Here is a 26,046-nt window from a genome sequence, read left to right on the forward strand (position 1 = left end):
ACTAACCCGTATATAGACAAGGTGAAAACTCTCTAATGGCCGATTGGCAGTCCCTCGATCCCGAGGCCGCTCGTGAAGCGGAAAAATATGAAAACCCTATTCCTAGCCGCGAACTGATCCTGGCGCATCTCGCCGATCGGGGTTCGCCTGCTAGCCGTGAGCAACTGGTTGAAGAGTTCGGTCTGACCACCGAAGACCAGCTCGAAGCCCTGCGCCGCCGTTTGCGTGCCATGGAGCGCGACGCTCAACTGATCTACACCCGCCGTGGCACCTACGCGCCTGTGGATAAGCTCGACCTGATACTGGGCCGCATTGCCGGCCATCGTGACGGTTTCGGCTTCCTGATTCCGGACGACGGCAGCGACGACCTGTTCATGAGCCCGGCGCAAATGCGCCTGGTGTTCGATGGCGACCGTGCCCTGGCCCGCGTTTCCGGCCTGGACCGTCGTGGTCGCCGCGAAGGTGTGATCGTTGAAGTGGTGTCCCGCGCCCACGAGTCCATTGTCGGCCGTTACTTCGAAGAAGGCGGTATCGGCTTTGTTGTGCCGGATAACCCGAAGGTCCAGCAGGAAGTGCTGATTACCCCGGGCCGCAATGGCGCCGCCAAGGTCGGTCAGTTCGTCGAGGTGAAAATCACCCACTGGCCAACCCCGCGCTTCCAGCCACAGGGCGATATCGTTGAAGTGGTCGGCAACTACATGGCGCCGGGCATGGAAATCGACGTTGCGCTGCGCACCTACGATATTCCTCACGTTTGGCCTGACGCGGTGCTGAAAGAAGCCGCCAAGCTCAAGCCGGTAGTTGAAGAAAAAGACAAAGAAAAACGCATCGACCTGCGTCATCTGCCGTTCGTCACCATCGACGGCGAAGATGCCCGCGACTTCGACGATGCGGTTTACTGCGAAGCCAAGCCTGGCAAGCTGCGCCTGTTCTCCGGCGGCTGGAAGCTGTTTGTCGCCATTGCCGATGTGTCCAGCTACGTGAAGATCGGTTCGGCCCTGGACAACGAAGCCCAGGTGCGCGGCAACTCGGTGTACTTCCCTGAGCGCGTGATCCCGATGCTGCCTGAGCAGCTGTCCAACGGCCTGTGCTCCCTGAACCCGAAAGTCGACCGTTTGGCCATGGTGTGCGAGATGACCATCTCGAAAACCGGCGAAATGACCGACTACCAATTCTATGAGGCGGTGATCCACTCCCAGGCGCGCCTGACCTACAACAAGGTCAGCACCATCCTGGAAACGCCGAAAACCAGCGAAGCCAAGGCCCTGCGTACCGAATACGCCGGTGTGGTTCCGCACCTCAAGCAGCTCTATGCACTGTACAAGGTGCTGCTGGGTGCCCGTCACGTACGTGGCGCGATCGATTTTGAAACCCAGGAAACCCGAATTGTCTTCGGTTCCGAGCGCAAGATCGCCGCGATCACCCCGACCACGCGTAACGATGCTCACAAGCTGATCGAGGAATGCATGCTGGCGGCCAACGTGGCCACTGCTGAATTCCTGAAAAAGCACGAAATCCCTGCGCTCTACCGCGTGCACGACGGTCCGCCGCCGGAGCGTCTGGAGAAGTTGCGTGCGTTCCTCGGTGAGCTGGGCCTGTCCCTGCACAAAGGCAAAGATGGCCCATCGCCGAAGGATTACCAGGCGCTGCTCGCGAGCATCAAGGACCGTCCGGATTACCACGTGATCCAGACCGTGATGCTGCGTTCCCTGAGCCAAGCGGTGTACAGCGCTGATAACCAAGGCCACTTCGGTCTGAATTACGAAGCCTATACCCACTTCACTTCACCCATTCGCCGTTACCCGGACCTGCTCACGCACCGTGCGATCCGTAGCGTGATCCATTCCAAGCAAAACACCCCGCACGTCAAGCGTGCCGGTGCGATGACCATTCCGAAGGCGCGGATCTATCCGTACGACGAAGCTGCGTTGGAACAGTTGGGCGAGCAATGCTCCATGAGCGAGCGCCGTGCCGACGAAGCCACCCGTGACGTAGTGAACTGGCTCAAGTGCGAGTTCATGAAGGATCGCGTGGGCGAGTCGTTCCCGGGTGTGATCACTGCGGTGACTGGCTTTGGTCTGTTCGTTGAGCTGACCGATATCTACGTCGAGGGTCTGGTGCATGTCACCGCCTTGCCGGGTGACTACTACCACTTTGACCCTGTGCATCACCGCCTGGCGGGCGAGCGCACCGGTCGTAGCTTCCGCTTGGGTGATACGGTTGAAGTGCAGGTCATGCGCGTCGACCTCGACGAGCGCAAGATCGACTTCGGTATGCCCGAAAAGCCTGCCGAGGCGCCGGGCAGCCGTAAAAAACGTGGCAGCGAGCCTGCTGCGCCAGCCAGCAAGGGCAGAGGCACTTCCGCGAAAGCGGTAGCCGCCGAGCCTGCGTCAGCCAAGGCGGGTCGTCGCTCGTCTAGCAAGGAAAAGGCTCCTGAGGCCTACCGCCCAAGCGACGCAGCGGCGAAAAACGCCGAATTGCGCAAGAGTCGCGAGTTGAAGCAGCAGTTGCTCAACGAAGCCAAAAGCGGTGGTAAAGCGGCGTCTGGGGGAAAGTCTCGCGGGGACGAAAACCCGTCGAGCAAGCCAAGTAAACACCGTAAAGGCCCGCCCAAAGCGGGTTCGGCCCCCGCGAAAAGCGGTGGATCGCGCAAACCTAAGGCCAAGTCATGAGTCTGGAAAAAATCTACGGCGTGCACGCCGTAGAAGCACTGCTGCGTCACCATCCTAAGCGCGTCAAGCAAGTGTGGCTGGCAGAAGGTCGCAGCGAGCCACGCGTGCAAGCGCTGGTCGAGCTGGCCACCCAAAACAAGGTGGCTATCGGTCAGGCTGAGCGTCGTGAAATGGACGTGTGGGTTGAGGGTGTTCACCAAGGCGTGGTTGCAGACGTCAGTCCGAGCCAGGTCTGGGGCGAAGCCATGCTCGACGAGCTGCTTGACCGTACCGACGGTGCCCCGCTGTTGCTGGTGCTGGACGGCGTGACCGACCCGCATAACCTCGGCGCTTGCCTGCGTTCGGCGGATGCTGCCGGCGCGCTGGCAGTGATTGTGCCTAAAGACAAGTCGGCCACCCTGACGCCAGTCGTGCGTAAAGTGGCCTGCGGCGCGGCGGAAGTGATTCCGCTGGTGGCTGTGACCAACCTGGCGCGCACCCTGGAGAAACTCCAGCAGCGTGGCCTGTGGATCGTGGGTACGGCAGGCGAGGCTGAGGTCAGCATTTATGACCAAGACCTCACCGGCCCGACCATTTTGATCATGGGCGCCGAAGGTAAGGGCATGCGTCGCCTGACCCGCGAGCACTGCGATTACCTGGTGCATTTGCCGATGGCTGGCAGTGTCAGCAGTCTGAACGTTTCGGTCGCGACCGGCGTGTGCCTGTTTGAAGCCCAGCGCCAGCGTGGCGCCAAGGCTAAGACCAAGCCCAAGAAGTAATCCGGCTTGGCGCAGTTCAAAATGTGGGAGCTGGCTTGCCTGCGATAGCATCACTTCGGTATCACTGATACACCGAGGTGCCTGCATCGCGGGCAAGCCCGACTCCCACACAAGCCCGCTCCCCCATTTGCTGTGTGGTGGTTGGAGGATTGTTCAAATAATCACCAATCACCTTGCGCCCTTCCTCCCCCTTCTCTACAATTGCGCCCCTTGCCTTCCTGGCGGGCACCGATGTGCCTCCCTTTGGCAAGATCCATAAGTGTCATTCACTCCTTGTCTGACCGTTTTTGAGCGGCAGGCTACAACCCGTAAGGAGCATTCATGCGTCATTACGAAATCATCTTTTTGGTCCACCCGGATCAAAGCGAGCAAGTCGGCGGCATGGTAGAGCGTTACACCAAGCTGATCGAAGAAGACGGCGGCAAAATCCACCGTCTGGAAGATTGGGGCCGTCGTCAACTGGCCTACGCAATCAACAATGTTCACAAGGCTCACTACGTGATGCTGAACGTTGAGTGCACTGGCAAGGCCCTGGCCGAGCTGGAAGACAACTTCCGCTACAACGATGCAGTGATCCGTAACCTGGTCATCCGTCGCGAAGAAGCCGTTACCGGCCAATCCGAGATGCTCAAGGCTGAAGAAAACCGCAGTGAGCGCCGTGAGCGTCGCGACCGTCCTGAGCACGAAGGCGCTGATAGCGCTGATAGTGATGACAGCGACAACAGCGATAACGCTGACGAGTAATCCACGGACCTTTTAAGGAGCCTATCAAATGGCACGTTTCTTCCGTCGTCGTAAATTCTGCCGCTTCACCGCTGAAGACGTGAAAGAGATCGATTACAAAGATCTCAACACTCTGAAAGCCTACGTATCCGAGACCGGCAAAATCGTTCCAAGCCGTATCACCGGTACCAAAGCACGTTATCAGCGTCAGCTGGCCACCGCTATCAAGCGCGCCCGCTTCCTGGCCCTGCTGGCCTACACCGACAGCCACGGCCGCTGAGACCGGGCAGTCGACAAGTAGTAAGGGATTGAATGCATGCGCGCCTTAGCTGAGTTCATCATGCGCGGTCGTGTGCAGGCCACTCTGGTAGTGGCTGGATGTGCAGCATTGCCGTTGTTGTATTGGTTGGGTGCTGCCGCTGGATGCCTTGTGCTCCTGCGGCGCGGTTTGCAGGGCGCCGTTGGCGTCCTGGCCCTGGGAGTGTTGGCCGCCTTGATCTGGTGGCTGCAACTGGGCGAACCCAAGGTACTTCTGGTACTGCTGGGGTCGTCGAGCCTTGCGTTGGTTTTGCGCGCAAGTGAGTCCTGGGTCCGCACGCTGCTGGTCAGCGTGGCATTGGGATTGGTGTTTTCGGTGTTGATTGACGCGGCTTTCCGCCCGCAAATCGAGGCGCTGTCGCAAGAGATCGTCAAGATCCTGCCGATGGCCCTCGGGGAACTCTACCAGCAGCTGTCGGTAGATGAGCGAGCGCGACTGGCAACACTGATTGCACCGGCCCTGATCGGCCTGATGGCGGTAATGATGCAGATCGTCAGCTTGTTGAGCCTGATGCTTGGGCGATATTGGCAGGCGTTGTTGTACAACCCGGGTGGTTTTGGTCGCGAGTTTCGCAGTATCAGAATTCCCGTGGGCCCGGCGATGTTGCTGCTTGCACTCATGGTTATCGGACCGAACCTTGGTTCGCAGATGGCCTTGATGGTGCTGTTTTGCAGCGTACCGCTGATGTTCGCCGGACTGGCCCTGATTCACGGGCTGGTCGCGCAGAAGCGTCTGGCCAAGTTTTGGCTGGTGGGGTTGTACGTAACGATGTTGCTGTTCATGCAGCTGATCTATCCGTTACTCGTGGTTCTGGCCATTGTCGACGGCCTGATTGATTTTCGCGGTCGTCTGGCGCCGAAAGACGCCGATAACGCGAACGGTGAAGGTTAAAAGTTAGAGGATTTTCACATGCAACTGATCCTTCTGGAAAAAGTCGCCAACCTGGGCAACCTGGGCGACAAAGTGAACGTTAAGGCCGGCTACGGTCGTAACTACCTGCTGCCATACGGCAAAGCCACCGCTGCAACCGCTGCCAACCTGGCTGCGTTTGAAGAGCGTCGTGCTGAGCTGGAAAAAGCAGCAGCAGACAAAAAAGCTTCGGCCGAAACTCGCGCTGCCCAACTGGCTGAGCTGGAAGTGACTATCACTGCCACCGCCGGTGACGAAGGCAAGCTGTTCGGTTCGATCGGCACCCACGACATCGCTGATGCACTGACCGCCTCCGGCGTTGAAGTGCAGAAGAGCGAAGTTCGTCTGCCGAACGGCACCATCCGCAACGTAGGCGAATTCGACGTAGCCGTGCACCTGCACGCCGAAGTTGAAGCCACCGTACGCGTTGTCGTGGTAGCAGCTTAAGCAAGACCCAACTGGCTGGCACCTTGCGTGACAGCCGGTTAACATCGGGCACGATCCTGTTTACAGGTCGTGCCTTTTGTTTTTTTACACACCCCTAATTCCAAGTGGCCATGAACGATATTTCAGCTCCCGAGCAATACGATCTGCAAACCGCTGCCCTGAAGGTGCCGCCGCACTCCATCGAGGCCGAACAAGCCGTGCTCGGTGGTTTGATGCTGGACAACAACGCCTGGGAGCGCGTGCTGGATCAAGTCTCGGACGGTGACTTCTATCGCCATGACCACCGCCTGATCTTCCGCGCCATCGCTAAGCTGGCCGATCAGAACTCCCCCATCGACGTCGTGACCCTTGCCGAACAATTGGACAAGGAAGGCCAGACCTCGCAAGTGGGCGGTCTCGGCTACCTGGGTGAGCTCGCAAAAAACACCCCGTCGGTCGCCAACATCAAGGCCTATGCGCAGATCGTCCGCGCGCGGGCAACGTTGCGTCAATTGATCGGCATTGCCACGGAAATTGCCGACAGTGCCTTCAACCCGGAAGGGCGTACAGCCGAGGAAATCCTCGACGAAGCCGAACGGCAGATCTTCCAGATCGCCGAAGCACGACCGAAAACCGGCGGCCCGGTCAGCGTCAACGACCTGTTGACCAAAGCCATCGACCGTATCGATACCCTGTTCAACACCGACAACGCGATCACCGGCCTGTCCACCGGCTACACCGACCTCGATGGCATGACCAGCGGCCTGCAGCCGTCTGACTTGATCATCGTTGCAGGCCGTCCGTCGATGGGTAAGACCACGTTCGCGATGAACCTGGTGGAAAACGCCGTTCTACGCAGTGACAAAGCGGTGCTGGTTTACTCCCTGGAGATGCCAGGTGAATCGCTGATCATGCGGATGCTTTCATCCCTGGGCCGTATCGACCAGACCAAAGTGCGTGCCGGTCGCCTGGAAGACGATGACTGGCCGCGCCTGACCTCTGCGGTCAATCTGCTCAACGACCGCAAGCTGTTCATCGATGACACTGCCGGTATCAGCCCGTCGGAAATGCGCGCGCGCACCCGACGCCTGGTGCGTGAGCACGGCGACATCGCCCTGATCATGATCGACTACCTGCAGTTGATGCAGATCCCCGGCTCCAGCGGTGACAGCCGAACCAACGAGATTTCCGAGATTTCTCGCTCGTTGAAAGCCCTGGCCAAGGAGTTCAACTGCCCAGTGGTGGCGCTTTCGCAGCTCAACCGCTCCCTGGAACAACGGCCCAACAAGCGCCCGATCAACTCCGACTTGCGGGAATCCGGAGCGATCGAGCAGGATGCTGACGTGATCATGTTCGTGTACCGCGACGAGGTGTATCACCCGGAAACCGAGCACAAGGGCATCGCCGAAATCATCATCGGCAAGCAGCGTAACGGCCCGATCGGCACCACGCGCCTGGCGTTTATTGGTAAATACACTCGGTTCGAAAACCTTGCGCCAGGCAGTTACAACTTCGAAGACGAGTAAATGAGCGCCTCCAATTCCGACTGCAAAGGTCGGAATTGGTCAAATTTTGTGCTATATTCCGCGCCCGCGATTTTTCATCTCAACACCGGTCACCGTCATGCAAACAGCCAAGCCGTTATTTGACTATCCCAAGTACTGGGCCGAATGTTTCGGTCCTGCGCCATTCCTGCCAATGAGCAGGGAGGAGATGGATCAGCTTGGCTGGGATTCCTGCGACATCATCATCGTCACCGGTGATGCCTACGTCGACCATCCGTCGTTCGGCATGGCGATCATCGGCCGGCTGCTGGAGTCCCAGGGCTTCCGTGTCGGGATCATTGCGCAGCCGAACTGGCAGTCCAAAGACGACTTCATGAAGCTCGGCGAGCCGAACCTGTTCTTCGGCGTCGCGGCCGGCAACATGGACTCGATGATCAACCGCTACACCGCCGACAAGAAAATCCGCTCCGACGACGCCTACACCCCAGGCGGCATGGCCGGCAAACGCCCGGACCGCGCCAGCCTGGTGTACAGCCAGCGTTGCAAGGAAGCCTACAAGAACGTGCCGATCGTGCTCGGTGGCATCGAAGCCTCCCTGCGCCGCATCGCCCACTACGACTACTGGCAGGACCGCGTGCGTAACTCGATCCTGATCGACGCCACCGCGGACATCCTGTTGTACGGCAACGCCGAGCGCGCAATTGTCGAAGTTGCCCAGCGCCTGTCGTGGGGCCACAAGATCGAAGACATCACTGACGTGCGCGGCACCGCGTTCATTCGCCGTGACACGCCGGCAGGCTGGTACGAAGTGGACTCCACGCGTATCGACCGTCCGGGCAAGATCGATAAGATCATCAACCCGTACGTGAACACCCAGGACACCCAGGCTTGCGCCATTGAGCAGGAAAAAGGTCCGGTTGATGATCCGGACGAAGCCAAGGTCGTGCAGATCCTGGCCAGCCCGCGCATGACCCGCGACAAAACCGTAATCCGCCTGCCGTCGGTGGAAAAAGTCCGTGGCGACGCGGTGCTCTACGCCCACGCCAACCGCGTGCTGCACCTGGAAACCAACCCAGGCAACGCCCGCGCCCTGGTGCAGAAGCACGGTGAAGTGGACGTGTGGTTCAACCCGCCGCCCATTCCCATGACCACCGAAGAAATGGACTACGTGTTTGGCATGCCTTACGCCCGTGTCCCGCACCCGGTGTACGGCAAGGAAAAGATTCCGGCCTACGACATGATCCGCTTCTCGGTGAACATCATGCGTGGTTGCTTTGGCGGCTGCACCTTCTGCTCGATCACCGAGCACGAAGGCCGCATCATCCAGAACCGTTCCGAAGAGTCGATCATTCGCGAGATCGAAGAGATCCGCGACAAGGTCCCGGGCTTCACCGGGGTGATCTCCGACCTCGGTGGCCCGACCGCGAACATGTACCGCATCGCCTGCAAGAGCCCGGAAATCGAATCCGCGTGCCGCAAGCCGTCGTGCGTGTTCCCTGGCATCTGCCCGAACTTGAACACTGACCATTCATCGTTGATCCAGCTGTACCGCAGCGCCCGTGCGTTGCCGGGTGTGAAGAAGATCCTGATCGCCTCCGGCCTGCGCTACGACCTCGCCGTCGAGTCGCCGGAGTACGTCAAAGAGCTGGTCACCCACCACGTCGGTGGCTACCTCAAGATCGCCCCGGAACACACCGAGGAAGGTCCGCTCAACCAGATGATGAAGCCGGGCATTGGCAGCTATGACAAGTTCAAGCGCATGTTCGAAAAGTACACCAAGGAAGCGGGCAAGGAGCAGTACCTGATCCCGTACTTCATCGCTGCCCACCCCGGCACCACCGATGAAGACATGATGAACCTGGCCCTGTGGCTCAAGCGCAATGACTTCCGCGCCGACCAGGTGCAGGCGTTCTACCCGTCGCCGATGGCCACCGCCACCGCGATGTACCACTCGGGCAAGAACCCGCTGCGCAAGGTCACCTACAAAAGCGACGCGGTGACCATCGTCAAGAGCGAAGAGCAGCGCCGCCTGCACAAGGCGTTCCTGCGCTACCACGACCCGAAAGGCTGGCCGATGCTGCGTGAAGCGCTGACCCGCATGGGCCGTGCCGACCTGATCGGGCCGGGCAAGGAGCAACTGATCCCGCTGCACCAGCCGTCTACCGACAGCTACCAGAGCGCGCGTCGCAAAAACTCGACGCCGGCCGGCAGCCACAAGGTCGCCAAGGAAACCACCAAGATCCTCACCCAGCACACCGGCTTGCCACCGCGCGGCAGCGACGGCAGCAACCCGTGGGACAAGCGTGAACAAGCCAAGGCTGCGGCCATGGCACGCAACAAACAGGCGGCTAAAGAGCGCACCGACGCGGCCAAGGGCAAAGGCAAGAAGCCTGCGCGCAAGCCAGTCGTGCCGCGTTGATCGTAGCCTGAAAATGCAAAACGCCAGCCTCGTGCTGGCGTTTTGCTTTCTATTCGGTGGCGAGCCTGTTTGTTAAGGTGGCGACCATTAAATCGCCTTCGCGGGCAAGCCCGCTCCCACATTTTGATTTGCGAATACTCAAGTGTGGGAGCGGGCTTGCTCGCGAAGGCGTCGGCTCAGCCACCACCTATTTCAAGGAAGAACACCCCCATGGGCAACCCCCCGGCCGGTATCGGCATGGACTCCAACCGCTCCCAATTCATGGCGCGCCAGCGCATCGAGAGCCAGATCAACCTGCCGCGCCTGTTTGCGGCCATTGACGCTGACCCCGGCATTGTCGGCGCAGGTGTCGTGTATATCGATGCCGATTTCAACGTGATCACCCTGCGCGAGTTCAGGCCCATCTGCAGCATCAGGCCCAAGCGCATTATTTTGCGCGAGGCGCAGAAGTACATTTCGCCTGCGCAGTTTGTGGAACAAGTAAAGACCGATCCTCGGGAAGGACGCCTTCAAAAAGAGGCGTTTGATATGGGTCTTTCCTGTGGTGCGGCGGTAATCGGCTGGATCGTGGTGTTCAGCGGCAGTGTTGCGGTACCGTTCACGGCAGGTGCCAGTGCATTTGTGGTCGGCATTGGTATCACGGCGGCGCTGGCCAGCAGCGCGCAATGTGGGTTTGGCGTGGCGCGTACGTATAACGAAGTGCTTGATCCTGATGCCAATGACCGTATGGACGACGCCGAATGGTACGGCGCCGTTTCACCTATCCTTGACGCGGCCTCTTTGGTGGGCATCGGCACGGGTGCGTTGACCACCGTCAGGCTGCTCAAGGCCAACAAGGCCGCAGCATTGGGCAAGAGTTGGTACGAACTGCTCAAGGGCCTGAGCCGTCAGGAACGCAAGAAGTTGACCAAGGAACTGCTTAGCCTCAGGGACCCAAGCCTGACGCCCAAGCTACTCAAATTGCAGCAGCGCGCCGGCAAGCTGACAAAGAGCTACAGTTCCACGGAGATCCGTCATGCCACTTTGACCCAACTCAAGGATGCCTTGGGCGGGCTCTTGGGTATCTGGGGCAGCTATAGAACGGGTCACGTAGGCACTGCCGAGACCATTGCCATTGGCCTGTACGAGGACTTGACGGAATGAACGGCTTCCCCGAGATGGGCAGTTTCCTCGCCCGCTATTTCCCCGTGTTCATGGGGACGATTTTCATGGCGATCTTCTCCGGCTCAGCCTCGGTCTCCATGGCTGGCGTGACCTATTTGCGCGGTCTTGATCCCGCGCTCAAGGCCAACTATTCAGTAGGCGCGATACTGGTGCTAGTGGCGGTGCTGGTCTTTGGCAACGTCATGATCGCACGCGGCTATCCCTGGGCTACGCGGCTGGTGGCGGCTTACTTGGGCGCTTGTCTGTTGTTCGTACTGCCAATGATTCAATACGATCTCAACAAGCTGGTCTATGGCTCGGCTGTCCTCTTTCCGCTGTTGGGGTTACTGCTGCTCAATAGCAAACGCCACCGCGAAATGCGCAAAAAACTGTCCGAGATACGCCACCTGCGCCAAGCCGTAATCGCAAAGCGCAAAACCCGGTGATTGGGTAGATTCGCCACCCATCCTCACATTAACGCCACAAATATGTGCGGCGCCTGCACCACGACACCACCGTTGGCGCCGTTTTGGTGCTGTACTGCACCGGGTCCCACGATAAAGCGCAATGACGGCCGCTCTGGCATAAGTCTTGCGCGCTTTGTTTCCATGCCCTGGCTCGCAGGAGGCCGCCGTGTCGATTCATGTCGCGTTGCACCACGTTACGCATTACCGCTACGACCGCGCGGTCGAACTCGGCCCGCAGATTGTGCGTCTACGCCCGGCGGCCCACAGCCGCACGCGGATCTTGTCCTACGCGCTGAAAGTGCTGCCCGAGCAGCATTTCATCAACTGGCAGCAAGACCCCCAGGGCAATTACCTGGCGCGGCTGGTGTTTCCGGAAAAGACCAATGAGCTGCGCATCGAGGTCGACCTGGTCGCCGAGATGGCGGTGTTCAACCCGTTCGACTTTTTCCTTGAGCCCTACGCCGAAAAAATCCCCTTCAGCTACGCCGCCGATGAGCAGCGCGAGCTGGCGCCGTACCTGGAAACCTTGCCGCTGACGCCAAGGTTTGCCGCTTACCTGGCCGGCATCGACCGCACGCCGCTGCCTGCCGTGGATTTTCTGGTCGCCCTCAACCAGCGCCTGGCCGCCGATATCGGTTACCTGATCCGCATGGAGCCGGGCGTTCAGACCCCGGAGTTCACCCTGGAGAACGCCTCTGGCTCCTGTCGCGATTCGGCCTGGCTGCTGGTGCAACTACTGCGCAACCTCGGCTTGGCGGCGCGGTTTGTGTCCGGTTATTTGATCCAGCTGACTGCTGACGTCAAAGCGCTCGATGGCCCGTCCGGTACCGAAGTGGACTTCACCGACCTGCACGCCTGGTGCGAAGTGTATCTGCCCGGCGCTGGCTGGATCGGCCTGGATGCCACTTCCGGGCTGTTTGCTGGTGAAGGCCACATACCGTTGGCCTGTAGTCCCGATCCATCTTCAGCGGCGCCGATCAGTGGGTTGGTGGAACCGTGTGAGTGCGAATTCACCCACGAGATGTCGGTGGAGCGGATTTGGGAGGCGCCGCGCGTCACCAAGCCCTACACCGAAGAACAATGGCTGGCGATCCAGGCCCTGGGCCGGCAGATCGATGGCGACCTGCTCAAGGACGATGTACGCCTGACCATGGGCGGCGAGCCGACCTTCGTCTCCATCGACGACCCCGACGGCGCCGAGTGGAACACCGCCGCGCTCGGGCCGGACAAGCGTCGCCTGTCCGCCGAGCTGTTTCAGCGTATGCGCAAACACTACGCGCCCAAGGGCCTGGTGCACTTCGGGCAGGGTAAGTGGTACCCCGGCGAACAACTGCCGCGTTGGTCGCTCAATTGCTACTGGCGCCGTGACGGCGTGCCGATCTGGCACAACAGCGCGCTGATTGCCGATGAGCAGGAGGATTACGGCGCGGACGGCGTCATGGCTGGGCGCTTCCTGGCCAGTGTCGCCGAGCGTCTGAAGCTGCCGGCGCGTTTTGTGTTCCCGGCCTTCGAAGACAATTTCTACTACCTGTGGCGCGAAGGCGCGCTGCCGCAAAACGTCACCGCCCAAGACCCGCGCCTGAGCGACGACCTGGAGCGCGAACGCCTACGCAAAGTGTTCAGCCAGGGCCTGGATAAAGTCATCGGCCAAGTGCTGCCGCTGGCGCGTACGGCAGCGAATGACCGTTGGCAGAGTGGTCGTTGGTACCTGCGCGATAACCATTGCCGCCTGGTGCCAGGGGATTCGCCGCTGGGCTATCGCCTGCCTTTGGCCTCGCAGCCTTGGGTCACGGCGGCGGAATATCCGTTTGTGCATCCCACTGACCCCAACCAGGATCAGCCGGAGCTGCCGACCACCACCCAACTGCAAAGCCACGGCGAACCCGCACCCAGCGATGAGCGTGTGCCAAAGGTCGACGAGTCTGCGGACTGGCTGACGCGCACGGCGCTCTGTGCCGAGGCACGGGAAGGTCGGCTGTATCTGTTTATGCCGCCGCTTGAGCGCGTCGAAGACTATCTGGAACTGGTGGCTGCCATCGAAGCTACCGCCGAAGAACTGCATTGCCCGGTATTACTGGAAGGCTACGAGCCGCCGGCTGATACACGCCTGAGCAACTTCCGCGTCACGCCGGACCCAGGTGTGATTGAGGTCAACGTGCAGCCATCCGCCACCTGGGATGAGCTGGTGGAACGCACCGAATTCCTCTACGAAGAGGCGCGGCAAACTCGGCTCACCACCGAGAAATTCATGATCGACGGGCGCCACACCGGCACCGGTGGGGGTAACCACTTTGTGCTCGGTGGCGCCACGCCCAAGGACTCACCCTTCCTGCGCCGGCCCGACCTGCTGCGCAGTCTGATCAGCTATTGGCATAACCATCCCTCCTTGTCCTACCTGTTTTCCGGGCTGTTTATAGGCCCGACCTCCCAGGCGCCACGGGTGGACGAGGCGCGCAACGACGCGCTGTACGAACTGGAAATCGCTTTCGCGCAAATGCCGGAGCCCGGCGAAGAGTGCCCGCCCTGGTTGGTGGACCGCCTGCTGCGCAACCTGCTGATCGATGTGACGGGCAACACCCACCGCGCCGAGTTCTGCATCGATAAACTCTACTCGCCGGATGGCGCCACCGGCCGCCTGGGCCTGCTGGAATTGCGTGCATTTGAGATGCCGCCCCATGCGCGCATGAGCCTGACCCAACAATTGCTGCTGCGCGCCTTGGTCGCACGTTTCTGGCGCGAACCCTATGCGCCGCCGAAACTGGCGCGCTGGGGCACCGAGCTGCACGACCGTTTCCTGTTGCCGCACTTCATCGAGCAAGACTTTGCCGACGTGATCGTCGAACTCAACGCCGCCGGTTACCCGCTACGCGCCGAATGGTTTGCCGCGCATCTGGGGTTCCGTTTCCCCAAAGTCGGCGACTATGCCGTCAGTGGTATCGAACTGGAGCTGCGCCAGGCCCTGGAACCCTGGCATGTGCTGGGCGAGGAGGGCGCCGTGGGCGGCACGGTGCGTTATGTCGATTCGTCCCTTGAGCGCCTTCAGGTGAAAGTGACCGGGCTGCCGCCGCAACGCTACCTGCTGACCTGCAACGGCATTCCGGTGCCCTTGCAACCCACCGGGCGAGTCGGCGAGTTTGTGGCCGGCGTGCGTTATCGCGCCTGGCAGCCGGCCAACTGCCTGCAACCGACCATCGCGGTGCATGCGCCGTTGGTGTTCGATTTGCTGGATACCTGGATGCAACGCTCGCTGGGCGGCTGCCAGTACCATGTCGCCCATCCGGGCGGGCGCAATTACGACAGCTTGCCGGTGAATGCCAATGAAGCGGAAAGCCGGCGCATGGCGAGGTTTTTCCGGTTGGGGCATAGCCCTGGGACGCTTCCGGTGCCGGCAGTCGTCATCAACGATGAGTTGCCGATGACCTTGGACTTGCGGCGTTTCCCCAATAAAAATGACTAAACGCCGGTCCAGAATGTGGGAGCTGGCTTGCCTGCGATAGCGATTTATCAGTCACCAACACTGTCGACTGAACCACCGCCATCGCAGGCAAGCCAGCTCCCACATTAGATCGTAGTGAATTTGAATTAAACTGTGGCCCCCTTGCCTCTGCCGAGCGTTCCATGTCCGATTTGCTCGACCGTTACCCGCTGACCGCGGGCACCTATCACGAACTGCTGGACGACGGCGGCGCGGTGCGTGCGCATTGGCAGCGCCTGCTCGACCACCTGCAACGCAGCACACCCGCGCAACTGGCCCAACGCCAGGCGCTGCTGACCCGGCAGATCCAGGAAAACGGCGTGACCTATAACGTCTACGCCGACCCCAAGGGCGCCGACCGCCCATGGGAGCTTGACCTGTTGCCCCACGTGCTCGCAGCCGATGAGTGGCAGCACCTGTCGGCCGGTATTGCCCAGCGTGCACGGCTGCTCAATGCCGTGCTGGCCGACCTTTATGGCCCGCAGCGCCTGATCAAGGAAGGCTTGCTGCCGGCCGAGCTGGTGTTTGGGCACAACAACTTCCTGTGGCCGTGCCAAGGCATTCAACCGCCGGACGGCGCGTTTCTGCACCTGTACGCCGTGGACCTGGCGCGCACCCCGGATGGCCGCTGGTGGGTCACCGCCGACCGCACACAGGCGCCGTCGGGTGCGGGCTACGCGCTGGAGAACCGCACCATCGTGTCCCGCGCGTTCCCGGACCTGTACCGTGATCTGCAAGTGCAGCACCTCACGGGGTTCTTCCGTACGCTCCAGGAAACCTTGGTCCGACAGGCGCCCGGGGATGATCAACAGCCTCTGATCGTTCTGCTCACGCCGGGCCGATTCAACGAAAGTTACTTTGAACACCTCTACCTCGCCCGCCAACTCGGCTACCCGCTGGTGGAAGGCGGCGACCTCACCGTGCGTGACAGCACGGTGTTCCTGAAAACCCTCAGCGGCCTGCGCCGGGTGCACGCAATCATGCGTCGTCTCGACGACGACTTCTGCGACCCACTGGAGCTGCGCACCGACTCAGCCCTTGGCGTCCCCGGTCTGCTCGATGCGGTGCGCCAAGGCAATGTGTTGGTGGCCAATGCGTTGGGCAGCGGTGTGCTGGAGTCGCCCGGTTTGCTCGGCTTCCTGCCGAAGATCAACGAATTTCTGTTCGGTGAAGCACTGATCCTGCCGTCCATTGCCACGTGGTGGTGCGGTGAAGCGCCGGTGCTGGCCGAAGCTCTGGAAAAGTTGCCGGAGCTGCTGATAAAACCGGCTTTCCCGTCGCAAAGTTTCGCGCCGGTATTCGGCCGTGACCTGAACGACGAAGAGCGCCAAGCCCTGGCCGAACGCATGCGCGCGCGGCCGTACGCCTACGTCGCCCAGGAACTGGCGCAACTGTCCCAGGCGCCGGTGTGGCACACCGTGGATGACCACCTGCAACATCGCGCCATCGGCATGCGTGTTTATGCCGTGGCCAGCGCCGACGGTTATCGCGTGCTTCCCGGCGGCCTGACCCGCGTGGCCGCCGAGGCCGATGCCGAAGTGGTGTCGATGCAACGCGGAGGCGCCAGCAAAGACACCTGGGTGCTCGGCGAACGCGCGGCCGGTAGCGAACACTGGCGTGCGCAACGCGCCATTGGTGCCCATGACCTGGTGCGCCGCGATCCGTATCTGCCGTCGCGGGTGGTGGAAAATCTGTTCTGGTTTGGTCGTTACTGCGAGCGCTGCGATGACAGCGCGCGCTGGTTGCGCGTGGTGCTGGCGCGGTATGTCGATGGCGATGACGCGCTGGCCTTGCAGGCGGCGGTGGAATTGGGTGAAAACCTGCGCCTGCTGCCGGAAGAGGGCGAATTGCCAGAACGACTGCTCGCGGCCTTGCTCGGTGATGACTGGCCCTCGAGCCTGCGCGCCAACCTGCAACGCTTGCAGTGGGCGGCGTCCCAAGTGCGCGGCAAGTTGTCCCGGGAAAACTGGCAGGCGCTGGTAGAGCTGCAACGCGAAGCCCTGGAGCTGGAAAGCGAGGCGCCGGACTTTGGTGAATTGCTGGACTTCCTCAACCGCCTGGTGATGTCCCTGGCGGCGCTGTCCGGGTTTGCCCTGGACGACATGACCCGCGATGAAGGCTGGCGTTTTTTGATGATGGGCCGGCGCATCGAGCGTCTGCAATTTCTCAGCAGCAGCCTTGCCGCATTCTTGCGGGGCGTGGCGGTGTTCGATCAGGCCGGGCTGGAGTGGTTGCTGGAGCTGGGCAACAGCAGCATCACCTATCGCTCGCGCTACCTGGCGGTGCCGCAGTTGATCCCGGTGCTCGACCTGTTGCTGCTGGACGAGCAGAACCCGCATGCGGTGTTGTTCCAGCTCAAACTGGTCAGCCGTACCCTGCGACGTCTCAACGACGATTTCGGTGTACCCCGGGAAACAGGTCTCGCGCCGTTGGTGGAGCGCCTGTCGCGTTTCGACCTGGGCTGCCTGGAGAACCCCCTGTTTGGCGAATCCAGCGTGCGTGCCGCGTTGGATGGCCTGGCCGACCTGCTGCAAGCGGTGGCCGATGAAAGTGGCCAAGTGTCGGATCGCCTGGCCTTGCGCCACTTTGCCCATGTGGATGATGTCAGCCAACAAACGGTGTCGGTGTGATGAGTGCGCGCTACCAGATTTTCCACGATACCCATTATCACTACGACAGCCCGGTGTCCTTGGCCCAGCAGTTGGCGCATCTGTGGCCACGGCCGTGCGCCTGGCAGCGTTGCAGCTCGCAGCAGCTGGAGATCAGCCCGGAGCCGACGTCGCGCCGCGATGAACTGGATGTGTTCGGCAACCCGATCACCCGCCTTGCGTTCGAACGTCCCCATGATGAATTGCTGGTGAATGCCGGGCTGACCGTGGAAGTGCTGGCGCGACCGGTGCTGGATTTCCAACAATCGCCGGCCTGGGACCAGACCCGCGACAGCCTGACCTACAGCTGCCATCCCATGTCCCTTGAGTTGATCGAAGCCTGCCGCTATCGCTTCGAATCGCCCTACGTGCACTTGAAGCAAACGTTCGTGGAGTTCTCCGAAAGCTGTTTCCCGCCTGGTCAGCCGTTGCTGCTGGGCGTGCAGGCGCTGATGGAAAAGATCTTCAGCGAATTCACCTTCGATGCCGAGGCGACCCAGGTCGCGACGCCGTTGGTGGAAGTGCTGGAGCGCCGGCGCGGTGTGTGCCAGGACTTTGCTCACCTGATGTTGGCGTGCCTGCGCTCGCGGGGCCTGGCGGCGCGCTATATCAGTGGCTACCTGCTCACCCAGCCACCCCCCGGCCAGCCACGGCTGATCGGCGCCGATGCGTCCCACGCGTGGGTCTCGGTGTATTGCCCGGTATCAGGTTGGGTGGATTTTGATCCGACAAACAATGTGCAGCCGGCTCTGGAGCACATCACCCTGGCCTGGGGCCGGGATTTTTCCGATGTGTCGCCGTTGCGAGGGGTGATTCTGGGGGGAGGGAGCCATGACCCGGAGGTTCGGGTGACGGTGATGCCGCTGGAGTAGAGGTGGATTGTGCCGAGCCGGTCTGGCCGGCTCAGCACAAAGGAAATTATTCAGCCGGATCTTTCGGTGTTTCCGTTTCGTCTACTGCCACTTCACCTTCCGCATCCGGGTTCAGTGCGCCCGCTTCTTCGTCAGCAGCGGCTTTCTTGCGTTGCAGTTTTTCCTCTTTCTTCTGTTCCTTGGCCAAGTCTCTCTGACGTTTGGCGAAGGAGTAATTAGGTTTGGCCATGGGCGATCCTCTAAGGTCGAAGGTGAGGGTGGGCGGCGCGCAGCTGCCTTGGGTCGCTATGGTAGCAGCTTAGCAGCGCGCTTGGGCCTCACTTACCGCAGGCGTAGGCAGCCAGCAGGCCGTTGAACAGTTGGTTGAGGTGCATGGCGTAGGCTCCAAGGGGAATGAGCCGATCATAGGCAGGTGCCGGTACTTTGGCTGGTAGATTGTGTTGATAGGTCTGATAGCCTAAAGTTGTATACAATCTGTTGATTCAGATCATAAGAATTTCGGCCTGCTTGAGGCACCCTTGTCGCAATACGCTTTTTTTAAACCCTGCCTTGGAGATTCACATGTTTGCCAAACTCGTTGCTGTTTCCCTGCTCACTCTGGCGAGCGGCCAGTTGCTTGCTGCAGAGTGCAAGGTCACCGTCGACTCCACTGACCAGATGTCCTTCAATACCAAAGCCATCGAAATTGACAAGAGCTGCAAGACCTTCACCGTCGAGCTGACTCACTCCGGCAACCTGCCGAAAAACGTCATGGGCCACAACTGGGTGCTGACCAGTGCCGCCAACATGCAGCCAGTTGCCACTGACGGCATGGCCGCCGGCATCGACAAAGACTACTTGAAGCCAGGTGACGATCGCATCATCGCCCACACCAAGATCATCGGTGCTGGCGAGAAAGACGCGGTAACCTTCGACGTGTCGAAGCTGGCCGCCGGTACTGATTACGCGTTCTTCTGCTCGTTCCCGGGCCACATCTCGATGATGAAAGGTACTGTGACCGTTAAGTAAGCCGACGCCGGTCGAAAAAAAAGCGCCCCGAAGGGCGCTTTTTTGTGGGCGGTCAGTTGAACCGAGTCATCGTTCATCGCAGTCAAGCCAGCTCCCACATTCAACCGCATTCTCATGCTGGAACCCGGTCAACTGTGGGAGCTGGCTTGCCTGCGATAGCGGTCTAACAGTCAACACAAGCCTATCTGGCTCACCTCACGGCGCAAACGGCATCACCCGCTTGTGCTCAGTCTTGCGATACGTCTCACAGATAATCCGGAACGCTTCCTCGCGCACCGGCTCGCCGTGCAGGAACGCATCGATCTCGGTGTAGGTCACGCCATGTGACGCTTCGTCCGGCTTGCCCGGCGAGAGGTCTTCCAGGTCCGCCGTCGGCACTTTCTCCACCAACGACTCAGGCGCACCAAAGTGCCGTGCAATCGCGCGCACCTGGTTCTTCACCAGCCCGCTCAATGGCGCCAGATCGCACGCGCCGTCACCAAACTTGGTGAAAAAGCCCATCACCGCTTCTGCCGCATGGTCGGTGCCAATCACCAGCCCACCGGCCGCGCCGGCGATGGTGTACTGCGCCACCATGCGCATGCGCGCCTTGGTGTTGCCCAGCACGAAATCGCGGGACACCGAAGCCTTGCCTTCAAACGCTGCCACTTCATTGGCCAGGGCTTTCACCGCTGGGCCGATGTTCACGGTGTGGCGCTCGTCCGGTTCGATAAAGTCCACCGAGGCCTGGGCGTCGATTTCGTCGAACTGGGTTTCGTAGGGCAGGCGCACGGCGATAAAACGGTAGGCGTCATCCCCGGTGCTGGCGCGCAGTTCCTGCATCGCGCGTTGGGCCAACAGGCCGGCGGTCAGGGAGTCGACGCCACCGCTGATGCCCAGCACCAACGCTTTGAGCCCGGAATTGCGCAGGCAGTCCTGGATAAAGGTCACGCGCCGGGCAACCTCGGCCTCGAGGGCTGCCGGGTCTTTGAACGGCGCTTGGACCTTGAGCTGTTCAGCAATCTCACGCTGTACGGCTTGCATGATTCACTCCTTGCTAGAGATGGCAGGTACTTTGAAAACATGACGCAAATAGGCGACGAAATTCGGGTCGGTGCAGTGGGTCTTGCCCGCTTCATCGGAAATCTTCGCGACGGGCTGGCCATTGCAGGCGGTCATTTTAAGCACGATGCTCATCGGCTCGACACCTGGAATGTCGCAGGTCAGGTTGGTGCCAATGCCAAAGCTCACATTGATCCGACCCCGCAGTGCGCGGAATATCTCCAGGGCCTTGGGCAATGACAGGCTGTCGGAGAACACCAGGGTCTTGCTCATCGGCTCGATACCCAGCTTATGATAATGGGCGATGGCTTTTTCCGCCCATTGCACCGGGTCGCCGGAGTCATGGCGCAGGCCGTCGAACAGCTTGGCGAAGTACAAATCGAAGTCGCCGAGGAACGCGTCGGTGGTGATGCAATCGGTCAGGGCAATGCCCAGCAGCCCACGGTACTCGCGGACCCAGCAATCGAGTGCGGCGATCTGGCTGTCGATCAGGCGCGGGCCGAGTTGCTGGTGGGCCATGATCCATTCGTGGGCCATGGTGCCCAGCGGTTTCATATCGAATTCGCGGGCCAGGTGCACGTTGCTGGTGCCGACAAAACGCCCTGGGAAATCATGCTTGAGCACGCTGACCACTTCTTCCTGCACGCGGTACGAGAAGCGCCGGCGCGTGCCGAAGTCGGCCACTTGCAGCTCTGACAGCTCATCGCTGCTGGCATTTGCCGTCAGCCAGTCGAATTTGCGATACAACTGCTCGCGGGCCTGTTCGAGGATCACGGTCTGGTAGCGGTAGCGGTTACGCACTTCGCTGACGATGGCCAGCATTGGCACCTCAAAAAGGATCACATGCAGCCACGGCCCGCGCAGGCGGATGAACAATTCGCCGTTCTCGATGCCGGTTTGCACGTAGCGCAGGTTGAAGCGGAACAGCCCGAGAAAACGCAAAAAATCCGGCTTCATGAAGCTGATGCGTTCGAGGAAACCCAGTTGGTCCGGGCTCAGGCTCAGCTCGGCGAGGCGTTCGATCTGGTAGCGGATCTCCGCCAGGTACGGGCGCAGGTCTTCGCTGTTTCGGCAACGAAACTCCCATTCAACTTCCACGTTGGGGTAGTTGTGCAGCACCGCCTGCATCATGGTCAGCTTGTAGAAGTCGGTGTCGAGCAAGTTCTGCACGATGCGATCGGCAAACACACTCTCGCTCATAACGGGAATCTCCAGACGGGTCGGCAATGGGCGCCGACCTTTACGCACAATTAGGGAAGAGGGCTAGTGGCGCATAGACCTGTGTTGTTTTGCCAGTGATTTTTTTGCCAAGGCCACCGGCGCTTTCGCGAGCAAGCCCGCTCCCACACTTGGAATGCATTTCAAACTGTGGGAGCGGGCTTGCTCGCGAAAGCGATATACCAGGCACTAAATAACCTGCTCCATCATCCACTTCACAAATTCGCGCACCTTGGGCACTTCCGCCGAATGCTCCGGATACGCCAGGAAATACGCATCCTGACTCGGCATTGCGTGCTGCCAAGGGATCACCAGCTTGCCATCCGCCAGTTCCTCTTCCACCAGAAAGCGCGGCAGCAAGGCCACGCCACAGCCGACCTGGGCCGCACGAATGCACATATAAAAGGTGTCAAAACGCGGTCCGTGATAGCTGTGCTCGGTGTGGAAGCCCTGGCTGGCAAACCAGTCATGCCACCCCTGGGGCCGTGAGGCGTTTTGCAGCAGGACCAGGTCGCTGAGTTGCGTGGGATCGGTGAACGGCTGCGCGGGCAGGCTTTCGGGGGCGCACACCGGCACCAGCTCTTCGCTGAACAATTTCAGACTCTCGGTGCCGGGGCGTGAGCCCTGGCCAAAGTAGAAGGCCATGTCGGCCTTGCCTTGCAGCAGCTCGTCCGGCTCCTGCTCGTTGCACAGGTCCAGGTGGATCTGCGGATGACGCAGGCGCCAGCCCTTGAGGCGCGGTACCAGCCAGCGCGCGCCAAAGGTGTAGGGCGTAGACACCCGCAACACTTCGGTCTCGCCGCCGTAGGAACGCAGGTAGTGGGTGGACATCTCCACCTGCGTGAGGATCTTGCGCACCTCCACCAGGTACAGGTCGCCCGCTGGCGTCATCTGCAAGCGGCGGCGCACCCGGCGAAACAGCAGGTGTTGCAACAACTCTTCCAACTGCGCCACCTGCTTGCTCACCGCGCTCTGCGTGAGGTTCAGTTCCTCGGCGGCGCGGGTGAAACTCAGGTGGCGGGTGGCGGCTTCGAAACACTGCAAGGCAGTGATCGAGGGCAAATGTCTTTTATTGAGCACGGCACGCCTCTTTTTATTCTTTGCATGAATAAACGGAATGATATCTCGCCTAATCGTCGTTTGTTGGCAAGTCTTCGGCCAGCTACAAATAAGCTCTGGATCGCCGTGTCTGTCGGCGGCGCAATTTTCTGTTTGCAGATTGAAGGAGTGACCCATGGTTGCCGCATTGCTTGATCGTCTCGGGGTAAACCCGGCGCTGTACCAGTCGGGGAAACAACCCGTGCATTCGCCGATCGATGGCAGCCGTATCGGCAGCGTGAACTGGGAAGGCGCCGCCGAGGTGGAGCAACAGGTCAGTCGCGCCGAGCATGCATTCGAGGCCTGGCGCAAAGTGCCGGCACCGCGCCGCGGCGAACTGGTGCGTCAGTTCGGTGATGTGTTGCGCGAATACAAGGCCGACCTCGGCGAGCTGGTGTCCTGGGAAGCCGGCAAGATCACCCAGGAAGGCCTGGGTGAAGTGCAGGAAATGATCGACATCTGCGACTTCGCCGTCGGCCTGTCGCGCCAGCTGTACGGTTTGACCATCGCCTCCGAACGCCCGGGCCACCATATGCGTGAAACCTGGCACCCGCTGGGCGTGGTCGGCGTGATCAGCGCCTTCAACTTCCCGGTCGCCGTGTGGGCGTGGAACACCACCCTGGCGCTGGTGTGCGGCAACGCGGTGATCTGGAAACCCTCGGAAAAGACCCCGCTTACCGCGCTGGCTTGCCAGGCGCTGTTCGAGCGTGTGTTGAAGAAATTCGACGGCGCGCCCGAGTACCTCAGCCAAGTGATTATCGGCGGCCGCGACGCCGGCGCCGCGCTGGTGGATGACCCGCGCGTCGGGTTGATCAGCGCCACCGGCAGCACCCGCATGGGCCGCGAAGTGGCACCGAAAGTCGCCGCACGGTTTGCCCGCAGCATCCTGGAGCTGGGCGGCAACAACGCAATGATCCTCGGCCCAAGCGCCGACCTGGACATGGCCGTGCGCGCCATCCTGTTCAGCGCGGTCGGCACGGCCGGCCAGCGTTGCACCACCCTACGCCGGCTGATCGCCCACGAGTCGGTGAAGGAGGAAATCGTCACCCGCCTCAAGGCCGCCTATTCCAAGGTGCGCATCGGCCACCCGCTGGAAGGCAACCTGATCGGCCCACTGATCGACAAACACGGCTTCGAGAACATGCAGGACGCCCTGGAGCAAGCCTTGAGCGAAGGCGGCAAGGTGTTCGGCGGCAAGCGCCAACTGCAAGACACATTCCCTAACGCCTACTACGTGTCGCCGGCCATCGTGGAAATGCCCGAGCAAAGCGACGTGGTGTGCACTGAAACGTTCGCGCCGATTCTTTACGTGATTGGCTACACCGATTTCGCTGAAGCCCTGCGTCTGAACAACGCCGTGCCTCAAGGTTTGTCGTCATGCATCTTCACTACCGATGTGCGCGAAGCCGAGCAGTTCATGTCGGCCGTGGGCAGTGACTGCGGCATCGCCAACGTCAACATCGGCCCGAGCGGCGCGGAAATCGGCGGCGCGTTTGGCGGTGAGAAAGAAACGGGCGGTGGGCGTGAATCGGGTTCGGATGCGTGGCGCGGGTATATGCGTCGGCAGACCAATACGGTGAACTACTCGTTGGAACTGCCATTGGCCCAGGGTATTACCTTCGACTGATCTCTCAGTCGGAGTGAGGTCAGAATGTGGGAGCTGGCTTGCCTGCGATAGCATCACTTCGGTCTAGCTGATACACCGAGGTGCCTGCATCGCAGGCAAGCCAGCTCCCACCGTTGATTGGGTTTACAACCCTGAAACTGTTGTTTGTTAGGTCTCATCGGAGTCTGGCAATGGCACTGCGCGAAACATGTTTGTGGGAACACCTCACCCCTGGCCGGCCAGACCGCGCCGCGCTCAAGGGCGACGTCAAGGTGGATGTGTGCGTGATCGGCGCCGGGATCACCGGGCTGTCGGCGGCCATCCACTTGCTGGAACAGGGTAAAAGCGTTGCCGTGCTGGAGGCCCATCGCACCGGCCACGGCGGTTCGGGGCGCAACGTCGGGTTGGTCAATGCCGGGATGTGGATCCCGCCGGATGAGATCGAAGCCGGTTTCGGCGAGGCGGTGGGCAGCCAGCTCAACCGCATGCTGGGGGCGGCGCCGTCGCTGGTGTTCAGCCTGATCGACAAATACAACATCGATTGCCAATTGCGCCGCGAGGGCACGTTGCACATGGCGCACAACGCCCGTGGCGAAGCGGATTTGCGCAGTCGTGAAGAACAATGGAAACGCCGGGGCGCGCCGGTGGAATTGCTCACCGGCCAAGCCTGCGAGCAAGCCACTGGCACTAAGAAAATCGCTGCCGCCTTGCTGGATCGGCGCGCCGGCACCTTGAATCCAATGGCTTACACCAGTGGTTTGGCGAATGCCGCTGTCGGCCTTGGCGGGCAGTTGTTCGACCATTCCCCAGTCACCCAGCTCGAACGCCAAGGTGCGCACTGGTCGGTGCAGACTGCCCAAGGCTCAGTGCAGGCTGCACAGGTGGTCATCGCCTCAAATGCCTACACCGAAGGCGAATGGACCGAGCTGCGGCGCAATTTCTTCCCCGGTTACTACTACCAGGTCGCGTCGGCCCCGCTGACGGGGGACGCCGCCCAGCAAATCCTCCCCGGCGGCCAAGGTTCGTGGGATACGCGCCAGGTGCTGAGCAGCATTCGCCGCGATGCCGATGGCCGCCTGTTGCTCGGTAGCCTGGGCAACGGAAACCAGAAACCGGCTTGGTTCCTCGAGGCGTGGGCCGATCGGGTGCAGCAGCATTACTTCCCGTACCTCAAATCGGTGCAGTGGGAATACACCTGGACCGGCTGCATTGCCTTCACTCCGGACCACTTGATGCGCCTGTTCGAACCCGCCCCTGGCCTGGTGGCAGTAACGGGCTATAACGGGCGCGGCGTGACCACCGGCAGCGTGGTGGGCAAGGCGTTCGCCGACTACGTGTGTCACCAGAATCCACAGGCATTGCCGATCCCCTTCGCGCCTATGCAACCGCTGGCTGGGGTGGGCCTGCGCAGCTGTCTTTATGAAGCCGGATTTTCGCTGTATCACGCGGGCCAATGCCTGAGGATCGTGATCTGATCAGCGAAATACCGCTCAAAAGCCTGCATTTTCTTAGCAGGCTACTAATCTGTATTGGTGCAAGTCGTAGCAGTCACGCACTGTAAATGTGCAGTTCCGTTACGCCGTTTGTTACAGCGGTAGGAACTGTCGTTTATGGGGTTGGTTGCAGGTGCGACCTGTCGAGGTTGTACTTTTTCGATCCATTGGTTGCACCTTCTGATGCTAGACGGTTGCACGTCCTTGCGATGGGCGCTGAAACGCCTGCAATAACAATGACACCGT

At 60.8% G+C, this 26,046-nt stretch carries 20 protein-coding genes; 16 read left to right on the forward strand and 4 right to left on the reverse strand.

Annotated elements, in window-relative coordinates:
- The first annotated feature begins 35 nt into the window (after positions 1-35).
- The 13 genes from rnr (at position 36) to AB4O35_RS08695 (ending at position 18,336) form a co-directional block, all read left to right on the forward strand.
- Positions 36-2,672: a ribonuclease R gene (gene rnr / locus AB4O35_RS08635; RefSeq protein WP_065874355.1), complete on the forward strand. Its 2,637-nt coding sequence runs from the start codon at positions 36-38 to the stop codon at positions 2,670-2,672.
- Positions 2,669-3,430, forward strand: a complete 762-nt coding sequence (rlmB, locus tag AB4O35_RS08640; protein ID WP_065874354.1) for a 23S rRNA (guanosine(2251)-2'-O)-methyltransferase RlmB — start codon at positions 2,669-2,671, stop codon at positions 3,428-3,430. Before rnr ends, rlmB begins: the two co-directional genes overlap by 4 nt.
- A gap of 321 nt (positions 3,431-3,751) precedes the next feature.
- Positions 3,752-4,174, forward strand: a complete 423-nt coding sequence (gene rpsF / locus AB4O35_RS08645) for a 30S ribosomal protein S6 (RefSeq protein ID WP_003236224.1) — start codon at positions 3,752-3,754, stop codon at positions 4,172-4,174.
- 28 nt (positions 4,175-4,202) lie between these two features.
- Positions 4,203-4,433, forward strand: a complete 231-nt coding sequence (gene rpsR, locus AB4O35_RS08650) for a 30S ribosomal protein S18 (protein ID WP_002551829.1) — start codon at positions 4,203-4,205, stop codon at positions 4,431-4,433.
- Between the two features lie 36 nt (positions 4,434-4,469).
- Positions 4,470-5,363: a YybS family protein gene (locus AB4O35_RS08655; protein WP_065889095.1), complete on the forward strand. Its 894-nt coding sequence runs from the start codon at positions 4,470-4,472 to the stop codon at positions 5,361-5,363.
- Positions 5,364-5,381: 18 nt separating this feature from the next.
- On the forward strand, positions 5,382-5,828 hold the full coding sequence (gene rplI / locus AB4O35_RS08660; RefSeq protein WP_003171376.1) for a 50S ribosomal protein L9: 447 nt from the start codon (positions 5,382-5,384) through the stop codon (positions 5,826-5,828).
- A 110-nt stretch (positions 5,829-5,938) separates the two neighbouring features.
- On the forward strand, positions 5,939-7,333 hold the full coding sequence (dnaB, locus tag AB4O35_RS08665; protein WP_049710289.1) for a replicative DNA helicase: 1,395 nt from the start codon (positions 5,939-5,941) through the stop codon (positions 7,331-7,333).
- Positions 7,334-7,430: 97 nt separating this feature from the next.
- On the forward strand, positions 7,431-9,731 hold the full coding sequence (locus AB4O35_RS08670; RefSeq protein ID WP_065874352.1) for a YgiQ family radical SAM protein: 2,301 nt from the start codon (positions 7,431-7,433) through the stop codon (positions 9,729-9,731).
- Between the two features lie 210 nt (positions 9,732-9,941).
- On the forward strand, positions 9,942-10,874 hold the full coding sequence (locus tag AB4O35_RS08675; RefSeq protein WP_065879908.1) for an NAD synthetase: 933 nt from the start codon (positions 9,942-9,944) through the stop codon (positions 10,872-10,874).
- A complete protein-coding gene (locus AB4O35_RS08680) occupies positions 10,871-11,320 on the forward strand; it encodes a hypothetical protein (RefSeq protein WP_065945541.1) in 450 nt (149 codons plus the stop codon). Before AB4O35_RS08675 ends, AB4O35_RS08680 begins: the two co-directional genes overlap by 4 nt.
- 187 nt (positions 11,321-11,507) lie before the next feature.
- On the forward strand, positions 11,508-14,798 hold the full coding sequence (locus AB4O35_RS08685) for a transglutaminase family protein (RefSeq protein WP_065874349.1): 3,291 nt from the start codon (positions 11,508-11,510) through the stop codon (positions 14,796-14,798).
- A gap of 161 nt (positions 14,799-14,959) precedes the next feature.
- A complete protein-coding gene (locus AB4O35_RS08690) occupies positions 14,960-17,446 on the forward strand; it encodes a circularly permuted type 2 ATP-grasp protein (RefSeq protein WP_065874348.1) in 2,487 nt (828 codons plus the stop codon).
- A complete protein-coding gene (locus AB4O35_RS08695; RefSeq protein WP_065874347.1) occupies positions 17,446-18,336 on the forward strand; it encodes a transglutaminase family protein in 891 nt (296 codons plus the stop codon). The genes AB4O35_RS08690 and AB4O35_RS08695 overlap by 1 nt, the downstream gene beginning before the upstream one ends.
- A 46-nt stretch (positions 18,337-18,382) precedes the next feature.
- Here the strand turns inward: AB4O35_RS08695 and AB4O35_RS08700 are convergent, their stop codons facing one another.
- Positions 18,383-18,565 (reverse strand): hypothetical protein, encoded by a 183-nt coding sequence (locus AB4O35_RS08700; RefSeq protein ID WP_065874346.1) that lies wholly within the window; start codon positions 18,563-18,565, stop codon positions 18,383-18,385.
- A gap of 332 nt (positions 18,566-18,897) precedes the next feature.
- On the opposite strand from AB4O35_RS08700, the gene azu reads away from it, so the two are divergent.
- On the forward strand, positions 18,898-19,344 hold the full coding sequence (gene azu / locus AB4O35_RS08705) for an azurin (RefSeq protein ID WP_065874345.1): 447 nt from the start codon (positions 18,898-18,900) through the stop codon (positions 19,342-19,344).
- 195 nt (positions 19,345-19,539) lie between these two features.
- Here the strand turns inward: azu and nadE are convergent, their stop codons facing one another.
- The 3 genes from nadE to AB4O35_RS08720 form a co-directional block, all read right to left on the reverse strand.
- Positions 19,540-20,367, reverse strand: a complete 828-nt coding sequence (gene nadE, locus AB4O35_RS08710; protein ID WP_065874344.1) for an ammonia-dependent NAD(+) synthetase — start codon at positions 20,365-20,367, stop codon at positions 19,540-19,542.
- A gap of 3 nt (positions 20,368-20,370) precedes the next feature.
- Positions 20,371-21,585: a nicotinate phosphoribosyltransferase gene (gene pncB / locus AB4O35_RS08715; RefSeq protein WP_012721934.1), complete on the reverse strand. Its 1,215-nt coding sequence runs from the start codon at positions 21,583-21,585 to the stop codon at positions 20,371-20,373.
- Between the two features lie 207 nt (positions 21,586-21,792).
- Positions 21,793-22,683: a LysR family transcriptional regulator gene (locus AB4O35_RS08720; RefSeq protein WP_065874343.1), complete on the reverse strand. Its 891-nt coding sequence runs from the start codon at positions 22,681-22,683 to the stop codon at positions 21,793-21,795.
- A gap of 154 nt (positions 22,684-22,837) precedes the next feature.
- On the opposite strand from AB4O35_RS08720, the gene amaB reads away from it, so the two are divergent.
- Both amaB and amaA read left to right on the forward strand, forming a co-directional pair.
- Positions 22,838-24,328, forward strand: coding sequence for an L-piperidine-6-carboxylate dehydrogenase (gene amaB / locus AB4O35_RS08725; protein WP_065945540.1), 1,491 nt, complete (start codon positions 22,838-22,840; stop codon positions 24,326-24,328).
- 170 nt (positions 24,329-24,498) lie between these two features.
- Positions 24,499-25,782, forward strand: a complete 1,284-nt coding sequence (gene amaA, locus AB4O35_RS08730; protein WP_065889088.1) for an L-pipecolate oxidase — start codon at positions 24,499-24,501, stop codon at positions 25,780-25,782.
- Positions 25,783-26,046: the final 264 nt, after the last annotated feature.

It is taken from the genome of Pseudomonas sp. H1_A03 (assembly GCF_054685145.1).